Genomic DNA, 16,548 nt, shown 5'->3' with positions numbered 1-16,548 from the left:
CCGGCCGTGTCCGCCCTGCCCGACGCGGCGACCGCCGACGCCCCGGACCGCCGCGCCCTCGCGCAGGCGGGGGTCGCCGACGCCCGCCGCGTCCAGTCGCTGCTCGCCTCCCCGGAGTTCGAGGGGGCCGACGTCACCCCCCTCGTGGAGCGGCTCGGCCACGCCGCCGACCCGGACCGCGCCCTGCTGCTCTGGGTGCGCCTCGCCGAGCGCGAGCCCCGCGTCCACCGCGCCCTGCGGGACGCGGAGACCACCGCGCGCCTGCTGCGCCTGCTCGGCGCCTCCGAGGCGCTCGGCGAGTTCCTCATCCGCCGTCCCGAGCACCTCGACCTCGTCCTCGAGCCCGAGTCCGCCGCCGCGACCGCCCCGGCGCTCGCCCAGCCGGACCCCGCGGACGGTGAGGAGTGGGCCGACGAGCCCGCGGCCCTGCGCCGCCTGCTCCTGGAGGCGGTGGAGGCCGACCCCGACGCCGACCGGCCCCGCGCCGGGCTGACCGGCACGGATGCCGCCGTCGCCCTGCGCCGCGCCTACCGACGCCAGCTCGCCGCGATCGCCCTGCGCGACCTCGACTCCGCGGACCCCGCCGCCGTCATGCCCTCCGTCGGCCGCTGGCTCGCCGACCTGGCCGGCGCCGCCGTGGACGCCGCGCTCGCGGTCTCACGGGCCACGCTCGCCGAGCGCGAGGGCCCCGCGGTGGACCGCGTGGATCTGGCCGTGATCGGCATGGGCAAGTGCGGCGCCCGGGAGCTGAACTACATCTCCGACGTCGACGTGGTCTTCGTCCACGAGCTCCTCGACCCCGACCCGGAGGCCGCCGGGGAGGCGTCCGACGCCGTCGACGGCACCCGTGCCGCGGTGCTCGCCGCCGAGCTCGCCGCTGGCATCGGCCGCGTCATCCAGGCCGCCGCCCCCGAGCCCGGCCTCTGGGAGGTGGACGCCAACCTGCGCCCCGAGGGCAAGGACGGCGCCCTCAGCCGCACCCTGGACTCCCACGCCGAGTACTACCGCCGCTGGGCCCACGGCTGGGAGTTCCAGGCGCTGCTCAAGGCCCGGCCCATCGCCGGCTCCGCCGACCTGGGCGCCCGCTACCTCGAGCGGATCTGGCCCCGGGTCTGGGAGTCCTCGGCGCGCGAGGGCTTCGTGGACTCGGTGCGGGCCATGCGCTCGCGGGTGCTGGAGACCATCGCCCCGGCCGAACGGGAGCGGGAGATCAAGCTCGGCTCCGGCGGGCTGCGGGACGTGGAGTTCACCGCGCAGCTGCTCCAGCTCGTGCACGGGCGCGCGGACGAGTCGATCCGCGTCCGCGGCACCCTGGACGCCGTGCGGGCGCTGCACGAGGCCTCCTACATCAGCACCCGGGACGCGGCCGCCTTCGACGAGCACTACCGGTGGCTGCGCACGCTCGAGCACCGCATCCAGCTCGTGCACCTGCGACGCACCCACCTGATGCCGGTCAAGGACGAGGCCCTCCGCGTCGTCGCCCGCTCGCTGCGCGGCGCCCAGGAGACCGGGCCGGCCACCGGCGAGGACCTGCAGGCCGCGTTCACGCGCGTCCGTCGGGCGGTGCGCGGCCTGCACGAGACGGTGTTCTACCGGCCGCTGCTGTCGACGACGGCCGCCCTGTCCGACGACGACGTGCGCCTGTCCGCCGAGGCGGTGCGCGAGCGCCTCGCGGCCCTGGGCTACCGCGACCCGAAGGGGGCCCTGCGGCACATCGAGGCGCTCACCCAGGGCGTCTCCCGCCGGGCTGCGGTCCAGCGCCAGCTGCTGCCGGCCATGCTCGGCTGGTTCGCCCGGGGCGCCGACCCCGACGGCGGCCTGCTCGCCTTCCGCCGGCTCTCCGAGTCGCTCGGCGGCACGGCCTGGTATCTGCGGATGCTCCGCGACTCCTCGGACGCCGCCCGGCGGCTGTGCCTGGTCCTGTCCGGCTCCCGGTTCGTGGGGGACCTGCTCGAGCACTCGCCCGAGGCCGTGGCCTGGGTGGGCGACGACCGGGAGCTCGACCCCCGGGGCGCGATCCAGCTCTGGCGCCAGGTCGACGCGCGGCTCGACCGTCGCGTGGCCGCGGAGGAGGCCCCCGCGGCCGTGCGCCACGTGCGGCAGGTGCGGCGCAGCGAGACGCTGCGTGTCGCCCTGGCCGACATGTCCGGCCTGCTGGACCTGGAAGCCGTCTGCGGCGCGCTCGCGGACATCGACCAGGTGACGGTGGTCGGCGCCCTGCGGGTGGCGTGGCGGGCCGTCGTCGGGGATGCCGAGCCCCTCACCGACGTGCTCGTGGTGGCGATGGGCCGCCAGGGCGGGCGCGAGATCACCTACGGCTCGGACCTGGACGCCCTGTTCGTGCATCGGCCCCGTCCCGGCGCGGACGAGGAGCGGGCGCGCGAGCAGGCCGAAGAGGTCGTCCGCACGCTCATGGCCCTCCTGCAGAAGCCCGCCGCGCCGCCGCTGCCCGGGGAGCGGCGGCTCGAGGTGGACGCCGACCTGCGTCCCGAGGGACGCCAGGGGCCCCTGGTGCGCACCCTGGACTCCTACCGGGAGTACTACGGCCGCTGGGCCGAGGTGTGGGAGCGGCAGGCGCTGCTGCGCGCCCGCCCCCTGGCCGGCGACGACGACCTGGCCACCGACTTCCGCCGCTGGGCCGACGGCGTCCGCTACGCGCAGGACCTCTCGGCCGCCGACGCCCGGGAGATCCGCCGGATCAAGGCCCGCGTGGAGGCCGAGCGGCTGCCCCGCGGGGCGGACCCGGCGCGGCACGTCAAGCTCGGGCGCGGGGGGCTCTCGGACGTCGAGTGGCTCGTGCAGTCGCTGCAGCTCAAGCACGCCGGTCAGATCGAGGACCTGCGCGTGACCGGCACACTGCCGGCGCTGCGGGCGCTCGCCCGGCACGACCTGCTGCCCGAGTCCGAGGTCGCCGTCCTCGAGGAGGCCTGGCTGCTGGCCACCCGGATCCGCGCCGCCCTGCTGCTGTGGACGGGCAAGGTCTCGGACGTGCTGCCCACGAACATGCGCGACCTCGAGGCCGTGGCTCGCCTCAGCGGGGTGGGCACGGCCGGCGGCGAGCTCGAGGAGCGCTACCTGCGGGTGACCCGCCTGGCCCGTCAGGTGTTCGAGACCCGGTTCTACGGGCTCTGAACGACGCCGGCCCGCCACCCCGACAGGGTGGCGGGCCGGCCGTGCTCCGGTGCCGCGAGCTCCGGCTCAGGCGCACACGACGTGCTCCCCGAGCAGCTCCAGGGTGCGACGCCGCACGGCGGGGTCCGGCGCGGCCGTGGTCACGATCAGCTCGTCCGCCTGGACCCGCGCCGCGAAGTCGTGCAGCCATGCCGCCGTCGTCGGGCCGGTGCCCGCGGCCGTGCACTCGAGCATCCCGAGCACCTGCTGGCCGGCGGGGGAGTGCAGCAGCGTCTCGACCTCGTCGTCGGTGAGGGTGCGGCCCCGGCCGAGCATCATCCGGATGCGCGCCCGCTGCGCGGCCTGCCACTCCCGCTCGGCCACCTCCTCGGTGTCCGCGGCGATCACGTTGGCCGCCGCGATGAAGTGCGGCTCCGCGAGGGCCTCGGACGGCTCGAAGTGCTCCCGGTACAGGCGCGCCGCATGCTCGAGCATCTGGGGTGCGAAGTGGCTCGCGAACGCGTAGCCGAGGCCGAGCTGCGCGGCCAGCTGGGCGCCGAACGCCGAGGAGCCGAGGATGTACAGCGGCACGTCGGTGCCCTTGCCGGGGTAGGCGTCGATGCCGGGGATCCGGCTCTGGCCGGTGAGGTAGCCCTGCAGCTCGAGCACGTCCTGCGGGAAGCGCTCGGCCGCCGACGGCTCCCGGCGCAGCGCCTGCAGCGTCCGCTGGTCGGTGCCGGGGGCGCGGCCCAGGCCCAGGTCGATGCGGCCGGGGTGCAGCTCGGCCAGGGTGCCGAACTGCTCGGCGATCACCAGCGGCGAGTGGTTGGGCAGCATGACGCCGCCGGAGCCGAGGCGGATCGAGTCGGTGTGTGCGGCCACGTGCGCGATGAGCACAGCCGTGGCCGAGGAGGCGATGGAGGGCATGTTGTGGTGCTCCGCGTACCAGACGCGCCGGAAGCCGGCGGCCTCGGCGGCGCGTGCCTGCTCCACGGATTCGGCGAAGGCCTCACCCATCGGGGCGCCGTCGCGGACGAGGGCGAGGTCCAGCAGGGACAACGGCAGGGGGGTGGGGGCGGTGTGCTCGGTCATGGTGCTCCTGGTCTGCGGGGCCGCCCGGCCGGCCGGGCGGAGGTCTCCACAGATCCAGCGCCGACCGGCCCCGGACTATTCCGCGGCCGGGCACGACGACGGCCGCCCGCCTCCGGCGTGGGAGACGGGCGGCCGTCGTGGGGTCCGCGGCGGGGTCAGACCGAGTAGTAGAGCTCGAACTCGTAGGGGTTCGGGCGCAGGGCCAGCGGGGCGATCTCCACCTCGCGCTTGTACGCGATCCAGGTCTCGATCAGCTCCTCGGTGAACACGTCGCCGGCCAGGAGAAACTCGTGGTCCTCCTCGAGGGCGTTCAGGGCCTCGTCCAGGGTGGCGGGTGCCTTCTGGATGTCGGCGGCCTCCTCGGCCGGCAGCTCGTAGAGGTCCTTGTCGATCGGCTCGGCCGGCTCGATGCGGTTGCGGATGCCGTCCAGGCCGGCCATCAGCTGCGCGGCGAACGCGAGGTACGGGTTGCCCGAGGCGTCCGGGGCGCGGAACTCGATGCGCTTGGCCTTCGGGTTGGAGCCGGTGATCGGGATGCGGATGCCCGCCGAGCGGTTGCCCTGCGAGTAGACCATGTTCACGGGGGCCTCGAAGCCCGGCACCAGGCGGCGGTAGGAGTTCACCGTGGGGTTGGTGAAGGCCAGGACCGCGGAGGCGTGCTTCAGCAGGCCGCCGATGTACCAGCGGGCGGTGTCCGAGAGGTTCGCGTAGCCCTTCTCGTCGAAGAACAGCGGCTCGCCGCCGTTCCACAGGGACTGGTGGCAGTGCATGCCGGAGCCGTTGTCGCCGAATACGGGCTTCGGCATGAAGGTGGCCGTCTTGCCGAACTGCTCGGCGACGTTCTTGACGACGTACTTGAACTTCTGCAGGTCGTCCGCCGAGTGGGTCAGCGTGTTGAAGCGGTAGTTGATCTCCGCCTGGCCCGCGGCGGCCACCTCGTGGTGGGAGCGCTCGACCTCGAGGCCGACCTCGGCCAGGACCGCGCAGATCTCGTCGCGCAGGTCGGCCTGCTTGTCCGTGGGGGTGACGGGGAAGTAGCCGCCCTTGAGGCCGGTCTTATGGCTCAGGTTGCCGCCCTCGTCCTCGCGGGAGGCGTTCCACCAGGCCTCGTCCGAGTCCACGGCGTAGAACGAGCCGCGGGGGGAGGACTCGTAGCGGACGTCCTCGAAGATGAAGAACTCGGCCTCGGGGGCGAAGAACGCCGTGTCCGCGATGCCGGAGGAGCTCAGGTAGGCCTCCGCGCGCTGGGCCACGCCGCGCGGGTCGCGCAGGTAGGGCTCGCCGGTGCGGGGGTTCACGATGGAGAAGTTCATCGTGAGGGTCTTGCGGACCCGGAAGGGGTCCACGAAGGCCGTCGCGACGTCCGGGATGAGCTGCATGTCGGACTCGGCGATGCCGGCGAAGCCCCGGATGGAGGAGCCGTCGAACAGCTGACCCGTGGTGAAGAAGTCCTCGTCGACCGTGGACGCGGGCACGTTGAAGTGGTGCTGCATGCCGGGGAGGTCGGTGAAGCGGATGTCGACGAACTCGACCCCCTCTTCCTTGATGTACGCGAGGACGTCCGCGGGGGAGGTGAACATGGTGCGCTCCTGTGGTCGTGACGATGGTGGCATGTCCGGCACGGCGGCGCTGGCGTGGCGGGTGTCACCACCCTACTTGCCCGGCGGCCCCCGTGGGCGTCGGTGACGCCCCACGGCGAGCCTCGAGGTTCCGCGCCGGTAGGCTGGGCCGGTGGCACGCAGAGCACCCGACCCCGCGCACGAGCCCGAACCGACCCGCCGTGACGAGCCGCTGATCACCCGGCGCGACCTCGCCGGCTGGGTGGACGGTCCGGGCGGCGGCCTGGCCGGCGGGCGCTGGCCGGGGGACCTCCTGGGCCTGCCGGAGCACGGCCCCACCTCGATGGCCACCGCGGCTCGCCGCGCCGTCGCCCTCGTGATCGACTGGTTCCTGGCCCTGGGCGTGTCCTGGCTGCTCTTCGACTCCGACGCGATCGCCACCCTGATGGTCTTCGCGACGATGCACATCCTCGGCATCACCCTGCTGGCCACCACCGTGGGCAAGGCCGTGTGCCGCACCCAGGTGGTGCGCCTCGGCGGCCGGACCGCCCCCGTACACCGCGTGGTGGTGCGCACGGCGCTGCTGTGCCTCGTGCTGCCGGCCGTCGTCGTCGGCCCGGACGGCCGCGGCATGCACGACAAGGTCGCCGGCACCGTCGAGATCCGCATGTGAGCACACCGGCCCGCGCCATTCGGCGCGGGGCCTGACGCGACGAAGGGGGCCGCCCCGCCGAGGATTCGGCGGGGCGGCCCCTTTCGCGCGTGTGCGGCGGCGCTCAGCGGCCGCGCATCGCGCGGCGGCTCGGGCGCACCTTGTTCGGGTCGACGCCCTTGGGGATGGGCAGCCGGTTGGTGTTGAGCGCGGTCAGGCGCTTGTCCACGGCCTGGACCTCCTGTGCCGTGAGGGCCTTCTTCATGCCCTTGAGCGTGCCGGGCAGCTCGTGCAGCGGAACCTGGCCCTGCCCGTTGCCGGACTCCACCACGGTGACGGGCACGCCGGGCAGGAAGCGGCGCATGGCCTTCTCCTCCTTGCCCACCAGCGCGGCGACGCGGGGGGAGGGGCCCTCCGTCACCAGCACCACGCCCGGCCGGCCCACGGCGCGGTAGACGAGGTCCTGGGTCTTCGGATTCACGGCGGCCGGCTGCTCGGGCACGATCCAGCCGCGGCCCAGCGTGGAGAGCGCGGCGCCGGCGGCGCCGGGGCGGCCCTCGAGCTGGGCGAACCCGGCGCGGCGCGCCTTCCGGTTCAGGATGACGACGGCGGCGAGCACACCGAACGGGATCGCGATGAGCAGCCACGTGATCCAGTTGTCCAGCAGGAGGCCGATGACGAGGCCGATGACGAGGGCGGCCAGGAAGGCCAGCAGCATCCACAGACCGACCTTGGGGTCGTGCGCCTTGGTCATGGCGTAGGCCTGCTTGAGCTGGGAGATCACGCCCGGGCCCTTCGCCGCGCGCTTGTCCCGGCGCTGGGCCTTCGTCTGCTCCTTCTCGTGGCGGCGACGCTCGCGCTGCATGGCCTTGACCTCCCTGAGCGTGGCGGAGGTGGAGCCGGAGGAGGACGCGGGGGGCTGGCTGTTCTTCGTCATGGCGGGGTCCAGTCTAGTCGGGCGGCTCAGGACATCTGGGCGACGACGGCGGAGGCCTCCTGGCGGGCGGTCTTCTCCCCGGCCAGGTGCGCCAGGTTCTCCGGCAGGGTCCGGCCGAGGCGCTGCATGGCCTGCGCGTAGAGCTTGCCCGCGCGGTACGACGAGCGCACCAGCGGGCCCGCCATGACGCCCTGGAAGCCGATCTCCTCGGCGCGCTGGGACCACTGGACGAACTCCTGCGGCTTCACCCAGCGGTCGATGGGGTGGTGCAGCTTCGAGGGCCGCACGTACTGCGTGATGGTGATGATGTCGCAGCCGGCCTCGTGCAGGTCCACCAGGGCCTGGTCGATCTCGTGGTCCTCCTCGCCCATGCCCAGGATGAGGTTGGACTTGGTGACGAGCCCGTCGGCCTTGGCCATCGTGAGCACCTTGAGGGACTTCTCGTACGTGAAGGCCGGGCGGATGCGCTTGAAGATGCGCGGCACCGTCTCCAGGTTGTGCGCGAACACCTCGGGCCGCGCGTCGAACACCTGCTGGACGAGCTCCGGCACCGCGCCGAAGTCCGGCGGCAGGATCTCGACGCCGGTCCCCGGGTTGAGCGCGTGGATGCGGCGGATGGTCTCCGCGTAGAGCCACGCCGCGCCGTCCTTCTGGTCGTCACGGGCCACGCCCGTGACGGTGGCGTACCGCAGGTCCATCTCACGGATGTTCTCGGCGACCTTCTGCGGCTCCTCCATGTCCAGGGGACGCGGCTTGCCGGAGGTGATGTCGCAGAAGTCACACCGGCGGGTGCAGATGTCGCCGCCGATGAGGAACGTGGCCTCGCGGTCCTCCCAGCACTCGAAGATGTTGGGGCAGCCGGCCTCCTCGCACACGGTGTGCAGGCCGGCGGACTTGACCTTGTTCTTCAGGCCGATGTACTCGGGGCCCATGTGGACCTTGGCCTTGATCCACTCGGGCTTGCGCTCGACGGGCACCTCGGCGTTGCGCGCCTCCACGCGCAGCAGGCGGCGGCCTTCGGGGGCGAGGCTCATGCGGGGATTCCTTCCGTGGGGGTGACGGCGATGTACGCCGGCCCGAGCTCGTCCAGATGACGGGTGAGCACCGGGACGACGTCGGCCGGCGTGATGGTCCGGCCCGTCTCGACCGACAGGGTGGTGGTGGCGGCGTCCGTGATGCCGCACGCGATGATCCCCTCGTAGGGGGCCAGGGAGTTGGAGCAGTTCAGCGCGAAGCCGTGCATCGAGACGCCGTCGTGGATGGACAGGCCGATGGCGCCGACCTTGCGGTCCGGGCGGGCCGCGCCGTCGTCGTCCCGGTCCGCGAGGACCCAGATGCCCGCCCGCCCGTCCACGCGGACGGCCGTGACGCCGAACTCGGCGGCGGTGCGGATCAGCAGCTCCTCGAGGAACCAGACGTAGTCCTTGACGTGGGCACGGTCACGCAGCCGGACCACGGGGTAGCCGACTAGCTGGCCCGGCCCGTGCCACGTGATCTTGCCGCCCCGGTCCACGTCCACGACGGGGGCGCCGTCCGTGGGGCGCTCAGCGTCCTCGGTGCGGCGACCGGCCGTGTAGACGGCCTCGTGCTCCAAGAGGAGGAACTCGCCGTCGGAGCGGCCGGCGACGACGTCCGCGTGCAGGGCGCGCTGGGCGTCCCAGGCGGCGTGGTAGTCCACCAGGTCGGGCGCCAGGCCGAGCACGCGCAGGGGCGGCAGGAGTGTCTCGGGCATGACGTCCACTGTAGTCCTCGGGCCCGGACCTGTGGACAACCGCCGTGACGCTCGGGGACATGCGGCACCCTGGGCTGGAACGGACGGCGCGGCGGAGAGGGGAGCCCGATGCGGGACTGGGACGAGGCGGACGGCGGCGCGGCGGGACGCGTCGGCGGCGGGCCGGAGACCGAACCGGAGAGGTCGTCGGAGCCGGGCACGGCTGCGCCGCGCGCCCCGGGCTGGGAACCCGTCCGGCTGCTCGGCTCGGGTGCCCAGGCGGAGGTCTGGCTCGTCGAGGACGGCCGGGGCGTCCGGTCCGCCCTGAAGGTGCCCCGCGCCGGCGCGGCGCCGGACGCCCTGGCGGCGGAGGCGCAGGCCGGACGGGTCGCGCATCCCCATCTGCTGCGCGTGCTCGGCGTGGTGGAGACGGACCGGGGCCTCGGGGTCCTCACCGAACACCGCGCGGCCGGCACGCTGCAGGACATGGTGCAGCGGGTCGGACCCCTGAGCCCGGGGCAGGCCGTCACCGTGCTCGTCCCGATCGCGCAGGCTCTCGCGTGCCTTCACCGCGAGGGTGTGGTGCACGGCGACGTGTCCCCGGCGAACGTCCTGTTCGGCGTCGACGGCAGCCCGGCCCTCGCCGACCTCGGCGTCGCCCGGGTGGTCGGCGGGGCGTCGGGGGCCGGGGCGACGCCGGGCTTCGCGGCCCCCGAGGCGCTCGCCGCGGTGGAGGGGGCCGGGGCGGAACCGGGGGCGTCTCCGGCGGTGGGGGCGCCGAGTGACGTCCATGCGTGGGCCGCCCTGGGCTGGTACGCGCTCACCGGTCGGGCGCCGGGCGCCGCCGGGCATCGGGCGCCGCTGCCCGTCCTGGTCCCCGAAGCGTCCCCCGAGCTCGCGCTGCTGCTCGATGCGGCGCTCTCCCCGGACCCGGCGGCGCGGCCGAGCGCGGAAGAGGCCGCCGCAGCCGTATACGCGACGGCCCGGCCCGAGCCGGTCCCGCTGGGAGAGGCCGCCCCCGCCGAGGTGGCGCACCTGCTGCCCACGGTGCTGCCGGGCTCCGGGCCCACGCGGCGACGCCGGGGACGACGCGCGGCTCCGGGACGGCGCGCGCTCGCGCGCCGACGGGGGGCGGCGCCACGCCGGGGCGTCCTCGTGGCCGCCGGGCTGGCCACCGCGCTGGCCCTGGGCGGCGGCACCGTGGGGCTGTGGTGGCCGGCGTCCCTGGGCGACGCGACGGAGGGGGCGCCGGAGCCGGCGGGCGCGGTGCCGGCCGGCACCTCGGTGAACGCGGCGCGCCCGGAGGACGGGACGCCGGAGAGCGGGACGCCGGCGAGGGTGCCGGACGCGGGTGCCCCCGGGGAGGACGCCGCCGGGGAGGACGCCGTCGACGTGGGCGAGGCGCTGGCCGCGGTCGGCCACGCCCGGACGGCCGCGCTCATCGACCCGGAGCCTGCGCGACTGGACGCCTACGCCGTGCCCGGGGGACCGGCGTGGGAGAACGACCGGGATCTGCTGCGCCGGCTGACGGACGAGGGGTTCGCCTTCTCCGGCCTCGAGGTGACGGTGGAGCAGGCCGGACCCGCCCGGCGGGCCGGGGACGACGCGCTGCGTGTCGACGCCGTGCTCCGGACGTCGGCCCACACCGTGCTGGACCGCGCGGGACGCGTGGCGGCGCATCGGGAGGCGACGGCCGAGGAGGTCGTGCTGGTCCTGCGCAGCGGCCACGGAGAGGGCCCCGAGGGGCGGGACGGCGGCGCGGCGGGTCGGACGTGGCGGGTCGAGACCGTCGATCCGCGCTGACCCCGGGCCCGGATCCAGCGCCGGAGGCCGGCGGTCCAGACGGGGGGACGCCGCGGGCCCCGGGGAGAAGCTCCCCGGGGCCCGCGGCGTGGTGCGGCGTCAGCCGCCTGGGCTGATCACTGCCAGAGGACGGCGACCAGGATGTTCACCAGGCCCAGACCGCCCACCGCGTGGGCCAGGCCCGTGGGCACGACCTCCCCGCGGTTGGACTTGCGGCGGCCGATCAGGGCGGCCACGAAGACGATGACGCCGATCAGGAACTTGACGCCCAGCTTCATGTGGTTCGGCTCCCCGCTCATGGCGAGGCCGAAAAGCACCACGCCGGAGACGATCATGCCCACGGAGCCCCACCACTGCGAGGTGGTGACGGTCGGGTTGCGGAAGTGCGCGAACCAACCGCCCACGATCGCTGCGGCGGACACGATGTGCACGGCCACCAGGATGCTGTGCAGGATATCCACAGTCCTTCTCCCTTTCCGTCAGAGACCCAGCTCGTTGGCGAACTCGCCGCCCTCGAGACGCTGACGCAGCGTCGTCAGGAAGCGGCCCGCGTCGGCCCCGTCCACCAGGCGGTGGTCGTAGGTCAGGGACAGGTACATCATGTGGCGGATGGCGATCGAGTCGTTGCCGTCCGCGTCGGTCACCACCATGGGGCGCTTCACGATCGCACCGGTGCCCAGGATCGCGACCTGCGGCTGGTTGATGATCGGCGTGTCGAACAGCGCGCCCACGGAGCCGATGTTCGTGATCGAGAACGTGCCGCCCGAGAGCTCGTCCGGCGAGATCTTGTTCGTGCGGGTGCGCTCGGCCACGTCGGCGATCTTCTGGGCGAGGCCCGTCAGGTTCAGGGAGCCGGCGTCCTTGATGACGGGAACCAGCAGCCCCTTCTCCGTGTCCACCGCGATCGCGATGTCCTCGGACGCGTGGTAGGTGATCTCCTTGTTGTCCTCGGAGAACGACGCGTTCAGCTTGGGGTGCTGCTTGAGGGCCTCGGCGACCGCCTTGGTGATGAACGGCAGGTACGTCAGGTTCACGCCGGCCTGCTGCTGGAAGGAGGCCTTGGCCTTCTTGCGCAGCTGCACGATGCGGGTGACGTCCACCTCGTGCACCTGGGTGAGCTGGGTGGACAGGTCGAGGGACTCGCGCATGCGCTGGGCGATGACCTGGCGGATGCGCGGCGCCTTCTCCACCTCGCCGCGGACCGAGGGGTCCACGGAGGAGCTCGCGGCCGGGGCGGACGCAGCGGCCGGGGCCGACGACGGGGCGGCAGCCTCGGAGGCCTGCTCGGCCGGAGCCTCGGATCCGCCCGCGGCGGCCTGCGAGGCCAGCGCGGCGGCGAGCACGTCCTGCTTGCGGATGCGGCCGCCGACGCCCGTGCCGCGGACCGTGGACAGGTCCACGTTGTTCTGGTGGGCCAGGCGGCGCACCAGCGGGGTCACGTAGCCCTGGCCGGGCTCGGTGGCGGAGGGCGCCTCGGCGGACTCGGCCTGCGCGGAGTCGCGCTCAGCGGACTCGCGCCGGGAGGCCTCCTCGGACGGGGACGCCTCGGGCGTCTTCTCCGACTTCTCGGCGCCGGCGGCCTCGGCGGCCTCCTCGGTCTCCTCGGGGGCCTCGGCCTCGGTCGCCTTGTCCTCGATCTCCTCGGCGGACGCCTCGTCCTGACCGGAGGAGCCCTCCGACGGGGCGGAGCCGCCGCCGGCGGAGCCGGAGCCGACGAGCGCGAGGACGGCGCCCACCTCGACGGTGTCGTCCTCCTCCGCACGGATCTCCAGGAGGGTGCCCGCCACGGGGGAGGGGATCTCGGTGTCGACCTTGTCGGTGGAGACCTCGAGCAGCGGCTCGTCGACCTCGACCTCGTCGCCGACGGACTTCAGCCAGCGGGTCACGGTGCCCTCGGTCACGGACTCGCCCAGCGCGGGCAGGGTGACCTCGGAGGCCTCGCCGCCGGCCGACGGGGCCTCGTCCGAGCCCTGGTCGGTGGAGGCGCGCTCCTCCGGGGCCGGCTCGCCTGCGGGCTCCTGCTGGGCGTCGTCCTGCTGCGCCTCCTCGACGGCGGGCTCCTCGGCCGCGGCGTCGTCCTCCGACGCGTCGGCGGAGCCGCCGCCGGAGCCGTCGCCGATCGTGGCCAGCGGGGCGCCGACCTCGACCGTGTCGTCCTCCTCGACCAGGATCTCCTCGAGCACGCCGGCCACGGGGGACGGGATCTCGGTGTCGACCTTGTCGGTGGAGACCTCCACCAGGGGCTCGTCGACGGCGACCTCGTCGCCGACGGCCTTGAGCCAGCGGGTCACGGTGCCCTCGGTGACGGATTCGCCCAGGGCGGGCAGGTTCACGGTTTCAGACATGGTTCCGATGCTCCTCATGAGGGGTGGGCGCCGGGGGCGCCCACCCGGGGTTGCGAGGTGGGCCCGACGCACGGACCCGGGATGGTCAGTGCGGTGGGTCAGCTGTGCAGCGGGTGGCCGAACAGGGCCATGGCGGCCTCGCCCAGGGCCTCGTTCTGCGTGGGGTGCGCGTGCACGAACTGGGCGACGTCCTCGGGGTAGGCCTCCCAGTTCACGATGAGCTGCGCCTCGCCGATCTGCTCGCCGATGCGCTTGCCGATGCCGTGCACGCCCACGATCGGGCCGTTCTTCTGGCGGATCATCTTGATGATGCCGCCGGTGCCGAGGATCGAGGACTTGCCGTTGCCGGCCAGGTTGTACTCGGCGACCTCGACGTTGTCCTTGCCGAACTTCTCCTCCGCCTTGGGCTGGGTGTAGCCCACGGACATGATCTCCGGCTCGGTGAAGGTGACCTTCGGGATGTTGATGTCCTCGACGACCATCGGCTTGTTGCCGGCGATCTCCTCGGCCACGAAGATGCCCTGCTGGAAGCCGCGGTGCGCCAGCTGCAGACCGGGGACGATGTCGCCCACGGCGTAGATGTTGCCGACGCCGGTGTGCAGGCGCTCGTCGGTGAGGACGAAGCCGCGGTCCATCTTGACGCCCTGCTCCTCGTAGCCGAGGCCCTCGGTGTTCGGGCCGCGGCCGACGGCGACGAGGCAGACCTCGGCCTCGAACTCCTTGCCGTCCGCGAGGGTCACCTTGACGCCCGAGTCGGTCTCCTCGACCTTGTCGAAGAACGTGCCCAGGTTGGTCTTGATGCCCTTCTTCTTGAACTCGCGCTCGAGGACCTTGATGATCGCCGGGTCCTCGTTGGGGACCAGGGTCTTCAGGCCCTCGATGATGGTGACGTCGACGCCGAAGGAGTTCCACAGGGACGCGAACTCGGAGCCGATGACACCGCCGCCGAGCACGATGGCCGACTTCGGGGTGTAGTCCAGCTCGAGGGCCTCCGTGGAGGTCATGATCTTCTTGGAGATGGGCAGGCCCATGGTCTTGGCCACGGAGCCGGAGGCCAGCACGATGTTCTCCGCCGTGTAACGGGTGCCGTCGACCTCGACCTCGTTCTTCGAGACGAGCTTGCCCTCGCCCTCGATGACCTGGACCTTGCGCATCTTCAGCAGGCCGGCCAGGCCCTTGTGCTTGCCGGCGACGATGCCGTCCTTGTAGTCGCGCACCTTCGCCATGTCCACGGACTCGAGGGTCGCGTTGACGCCGAACTTGGCGGCGTTGCGGGTCTCGTCGGCCACCTCGGCGGCGTGCAGGTAGGCCTTCGTGGGGATGCAGCCCCAGTGCAGGCAGGTGCCGCCGACCTTGGACTTCTCCACGAGGGCGACGGACTTGCCGTACTGCACGGAACGCAGGGCTGCGGCGTACCCGGCGGAGCCACCGCCGAGGACGAGGACGTCGAATTCCTGAGCGGTTGCCTTGTCGGCCACGGTGTTGCTCCTTGGTGCTGGGGTCGGTGGATCGTGGTGGTGGTGCGTCACCGCCACCCCCGGCCGTCGGCGGCGGGCCGCGCGGCCGGGGACGCGGTGGACATCGGGACCAACCTTACCGGGCACGCCCCTCGATGAGACCCAACAGGGTCCGCACCATCACGCCGGTGGCGTCCTGCGGGGTGTAGCCGTACGCGGCCGACTCGTTGAAGGAGGGGCCGGCGATGTCGAGGTGGGCCCAGGGGGTCCGTGCGGCGGCGTCGCCCTCCGACCGTCCGGCGTCGACGAATTCGCGCAGGAAGGTGGCGGCGGTCATCATGCCGCCGAAGCGGTCGCCCATGTTGGAGATGTCCGCGACGCGCGAATTGAGCGAGGCGCGCAGCTGCTCCGGCAGGGGCATGCCCCACGCAAGCTCCCCGGCGGCGTCGGCCGCGGCGACGACCTCGTCGCGCAGCGCGTCGTCACCCATGACGCCCGTGTGGCGCACGCCGAGGGCGACCAGCTGGGCGCCGGTGAGGGTGGCCACGTCGAGCACCGCGTCGGGGCGCTCGTCGGTGGCCGCCACGAGGGCGTCGGCCATGACGACGCGGCCCTCGGCGTCCGTGTTCATGACCTCCACGGTCTTGCCGCCGTACATCGTGATGACGTCAGACGGGCGGATGGCGGTGCCCGAGGGCATGTTCTCGGCCAGCGCCAGCCAGCCGGTCACCTTCACGGGGACGTCCAGGGCCGCGGCGGCGCGCACGACGGCGAAGACGGTGGCGGCGCCGGCCATGTCCGACTTCATCGTCATCATCGAGGCGGCGGGCTTCAGCGAGATGCCGCCCGAGTCGAAGGTGATGCCCTTGCCCACCAGCGCGATGTGCGCGGCGGCGTCGGCCGGCGCGTGCTCGATGCGCACGAGCCGCGGCGGGCGGGAGGAACCCTGGCCGATCGCGAGGATGCCGCCGAAGCCCTCGGCGCGCAGGCGGTCCTCGTCCCACACGTCCACGCTCACGGACGAGTCCGCGAGGTCCTCCGCGACCGCGTCCGCGAACGTGGCCGGGTAGAGGTGCGAGGGGGCCGTGTTCACCAGGTCGCGCACGGCGCAGACCGCGTCGCCCACGACGGCGGCCCGGCGCAGCACGGGGTCGGCGTCCGCGGCGGCGAGCGGGGTGACGACCTCGACCTCGCGGACGGGACGGGACGTGTCCGCCTCGGCGCGGGCGCGCTCGGACTTCTGGGCGGTGAAGGCGTACGCACCCAGGACGGCGCCCTCGGCGACGGCGGCCAGCCGGGCCGGGGTGTCGGCCGGCAGGGCCAGGGCCACGGCGTCGGTGCCGGCCAGGGAGCGCACGGCAGCCCCGGCGGCGCGGCGCAGGGACTCGTCCGCGGCTTCGCCGTCGTCGTCCAGACCGCCGACGCCGGCCAGGACCAGCAGCGGCACCGGCACGCCGCCCAGGCCCGGGAGGCGGTGGACCTCGTCCTCGGCGCCCCGCACGCCCAGCAGCTCGAACGAGGCCTCGAGGGCGGCGGCCGCCTCGGCCGGCAGCGCGTCCGTCAGGAGCACGGGGCCGTCCGGGCCGGTGCCCACCCCCACCACCAGGGCGGAGGCGGTCAGGTCCTCCAGGGCGCGGGCGGTCAGGGTCGGGCGGTCCAGGGTGATCACGGACGGGCCTCTCTTCCGGGGGTGGGGGGTTGCGCCCGGCGGGGTGGGCCGGGCCGTCCCGCGTCATCCTAGTCAGAGGGCTCGCGCACCCGTCCAGGGCGCGCGGGCGCGGAATAGGAGGGTGCCGTGCCGTGGTTGACTGACGCCAGAGGACAGGGAGGGATCCGCGTCCGTCGCCATCCGGGCGGCGGGGACGGCTCTTCCGCAGACAG

Annotated in this window: 12 protein-coding genes; 3 read left to right on the top strand and 9 right to left on the bottom strand. The window is 73.8% G+C overall.

The window, feature by feature from the left end; genetic code table 11:
- Positions 1-6: 6 nt before the first annotated feature.
- Positions 7-3,132, top strand: a complete 3,126-nt coding sequence (locus tag AC3RKA_RS06555; RefSeq protein WP_489727017.1) for a bifunctional [glutamine synthetase] adenylyltransferase/[glutamine synthetase]-adenylyl-L-tyrosine phosphorylase — start codon at positions 7-9, stop codon at positions 3,130-3,132.
- 66 nt (positions 3,133-3,198) lie between these two features.
- Here the strand turns inward: AC3RKA_RS06555 and AC3RKA_RS06550 are convergent, their stop codons facing one another.
- Both AC3RKA_RS06550 and glnA read right to left on the bottom strand, forming a co-directional pair.
- On the bottom strand, positions 3,199-4,203 hold the full coding sequence (locus AC3RKA_RS06550; RefSeq protein WP_489727016.1) for an LLM class flavin-dependent oxidoreductase: 1,005 nt from the start codon (positions 4,201-4,203) through the stop codon (positions 3,199-3,201).
- Positions 4,204-4,358: 155 nt separating this feature from the next.
- Complete coding sequence (glnA, locus tag AC3RKA_RS06545; RefSeq protein ID WP_002854839.1) at positions 4,359-5,783, bottom strand: type I glutamate--ammonia ligase; 1,425 nt, start codon at positions 5,781-5,783, stop codon at positions 4,359-4,361.
- A 151-nt stretch (positions 5,784-5,934) separates the two neighbouring features.
- Between glnA and AC3RKA_RS06540 the strand changes: the two genes are divergently transcribed.
- Positions 5,935-6,435 carry an RDD family protein gene (locus AC3RKA_RS06540; protein ID WP_002854838.1) on the top strand — a complete coding sequence of 167 codons (501 nt, stop codon included), beginning with the start codon at positions 5,935-5,937 and terminating at the stop codon, positions 6,433-6,435.
- 103 nt (positions 6,436-6,538) lie between these two features.
- On the opposite strand, the gene AC3RKA_RS06535 is transcribed toward AC3RKA_RS06540, so the two are convergent.
- From AC3RKA_RS06535 to lipB, 3 genes are read right to left on the bottom strand one after another with little or no spacing between them, the layout of a single operon-like run.
- Complete coding sequence (locus AC3RKA_RS06535) at positions 6,539-7,351, bottom strand: DUF4191 domain-containing protein (RefSeq protein WP_489727015.1); 813 nt, start codon at positions 7,349-7,351, stop codon at positions 6,539-6,541.
- 26 nt (positions 7,352-7,377) lie between these two features.
- Positions 7,378-8,385, bottom strand: a complete 1,008-nt coding sequence (gene lipA / locus AC3RKA_RS06530) for a lipoyl synthase (protein WP_002857341.1) — start codon at positions 8,383-8,385, stop codon at positions 7,378-7,380.
- Positions 8,382-9,083, bottom strand: a complete 702-nt coding sequence (gene lipB / locus AC3RKA_RS06525; RefSeq protein WP_184170625.1) for a lipoyl(octanoyl) transferase LipB — start codon at positions 9,081-9,083, stop codon at positions 8,382-8,384. The genes lipA and lipB overlap by 4 nt, the downstream gene beginning before the upstream one ends.
- 108 nt (positions 9,084-9,191) lie before the next feature.
- Here lipB and AC3RKA_RS06520 point away from each other — a divergent pair, with 108 nt between their 5' ends.
- Entirely contained in the window at positions 9,192-10,865 is a 1,674-nt protein-coding gene (locus AC3RKA_RS06520) for a serine/threonine-protein kinase (RefSeq protein ID WP_489727014.1), read from the top strand.
- Positions 10,866-10,981: 116 nt separating this feature from the next.
- Here the strand turns inward: AC3RKA_RS06520 and AC3RKA_RS06515 are convergent, their stop codons facing one another.
- The 4 genes from AC3RKA_RS06515 to AC3RKA_RS06500 all read right to left on the bottom strand — a co-directional run bounded on the left by AC3RKA_RS06515 (position 10,982) and on the right by AC3RKA_RS06500 (position 16,336).
- The gene (locus AC3RKA_RS06515; RefSeq protein WP_010078527.1) at positions 10,982-11,326 is read right to left on the bottom strand and encodes a hypothetical protein; all 345 of its coding nucleotides are present in this window, start codon (positions 11,324-11,326) and stop codon (positions 10,982-10,984) included.
- Between the two features lie 18 nt (positions 11,327-11,344).
- Positions 11,345-13,210 carry a 2-oxoglutarate dehydrogenase, E2 component, dihydrolipoamide succinyltransferase gene (gene sucB, locus AC3RKA_RS06510; protein WP_060774488.1) on the bottom strand — a complete coding sequence of 622 codons (1,866 nt, stop codon included), beginning with the start codon at positions 13,208-13,210 and terminating at the stop codon, positions 11,345-11,347.
- Between the two features lie 98 nt (positions 13,211-13,308).
- The gene (lpdA, locus tag AC3RKA_RS06505) at positions 13,309-14,688 is read right to left on the bottom strand and encodes a dihydrolipoyl dehydrogenase (RefSeq protein WP_036336938.1); all 1,380 of its coding nucleotides are present in this window, start codon (positions 14,686-14,688) and stop codon (positions 13,309-13,311) included.
- A 115-nt stretch (positions 14,689-14,803) separates the two neighbouring features.
- Positions 14,804-16,336, bottom strand: a complete 1,533-nt coding sequence (locus AC3RKA_RS06500; RefSeq protein ID WP_002858179.1) for a leucyl aminopeptidase — start codon at positions 16,334-16,336, stop codon at positions 14,804-14,806.
- Between the last annotated feature and the right edge of the window lie 212 nt (positions 16,337-16,548).

The organism is Micrococcus sp. iso_229 (genome assembly GCF_058072725.1).
Note: the sequence above shows the minus strand (reverse complement) of the source record. Positions and strands in the feature narration are given on the sequence as shown.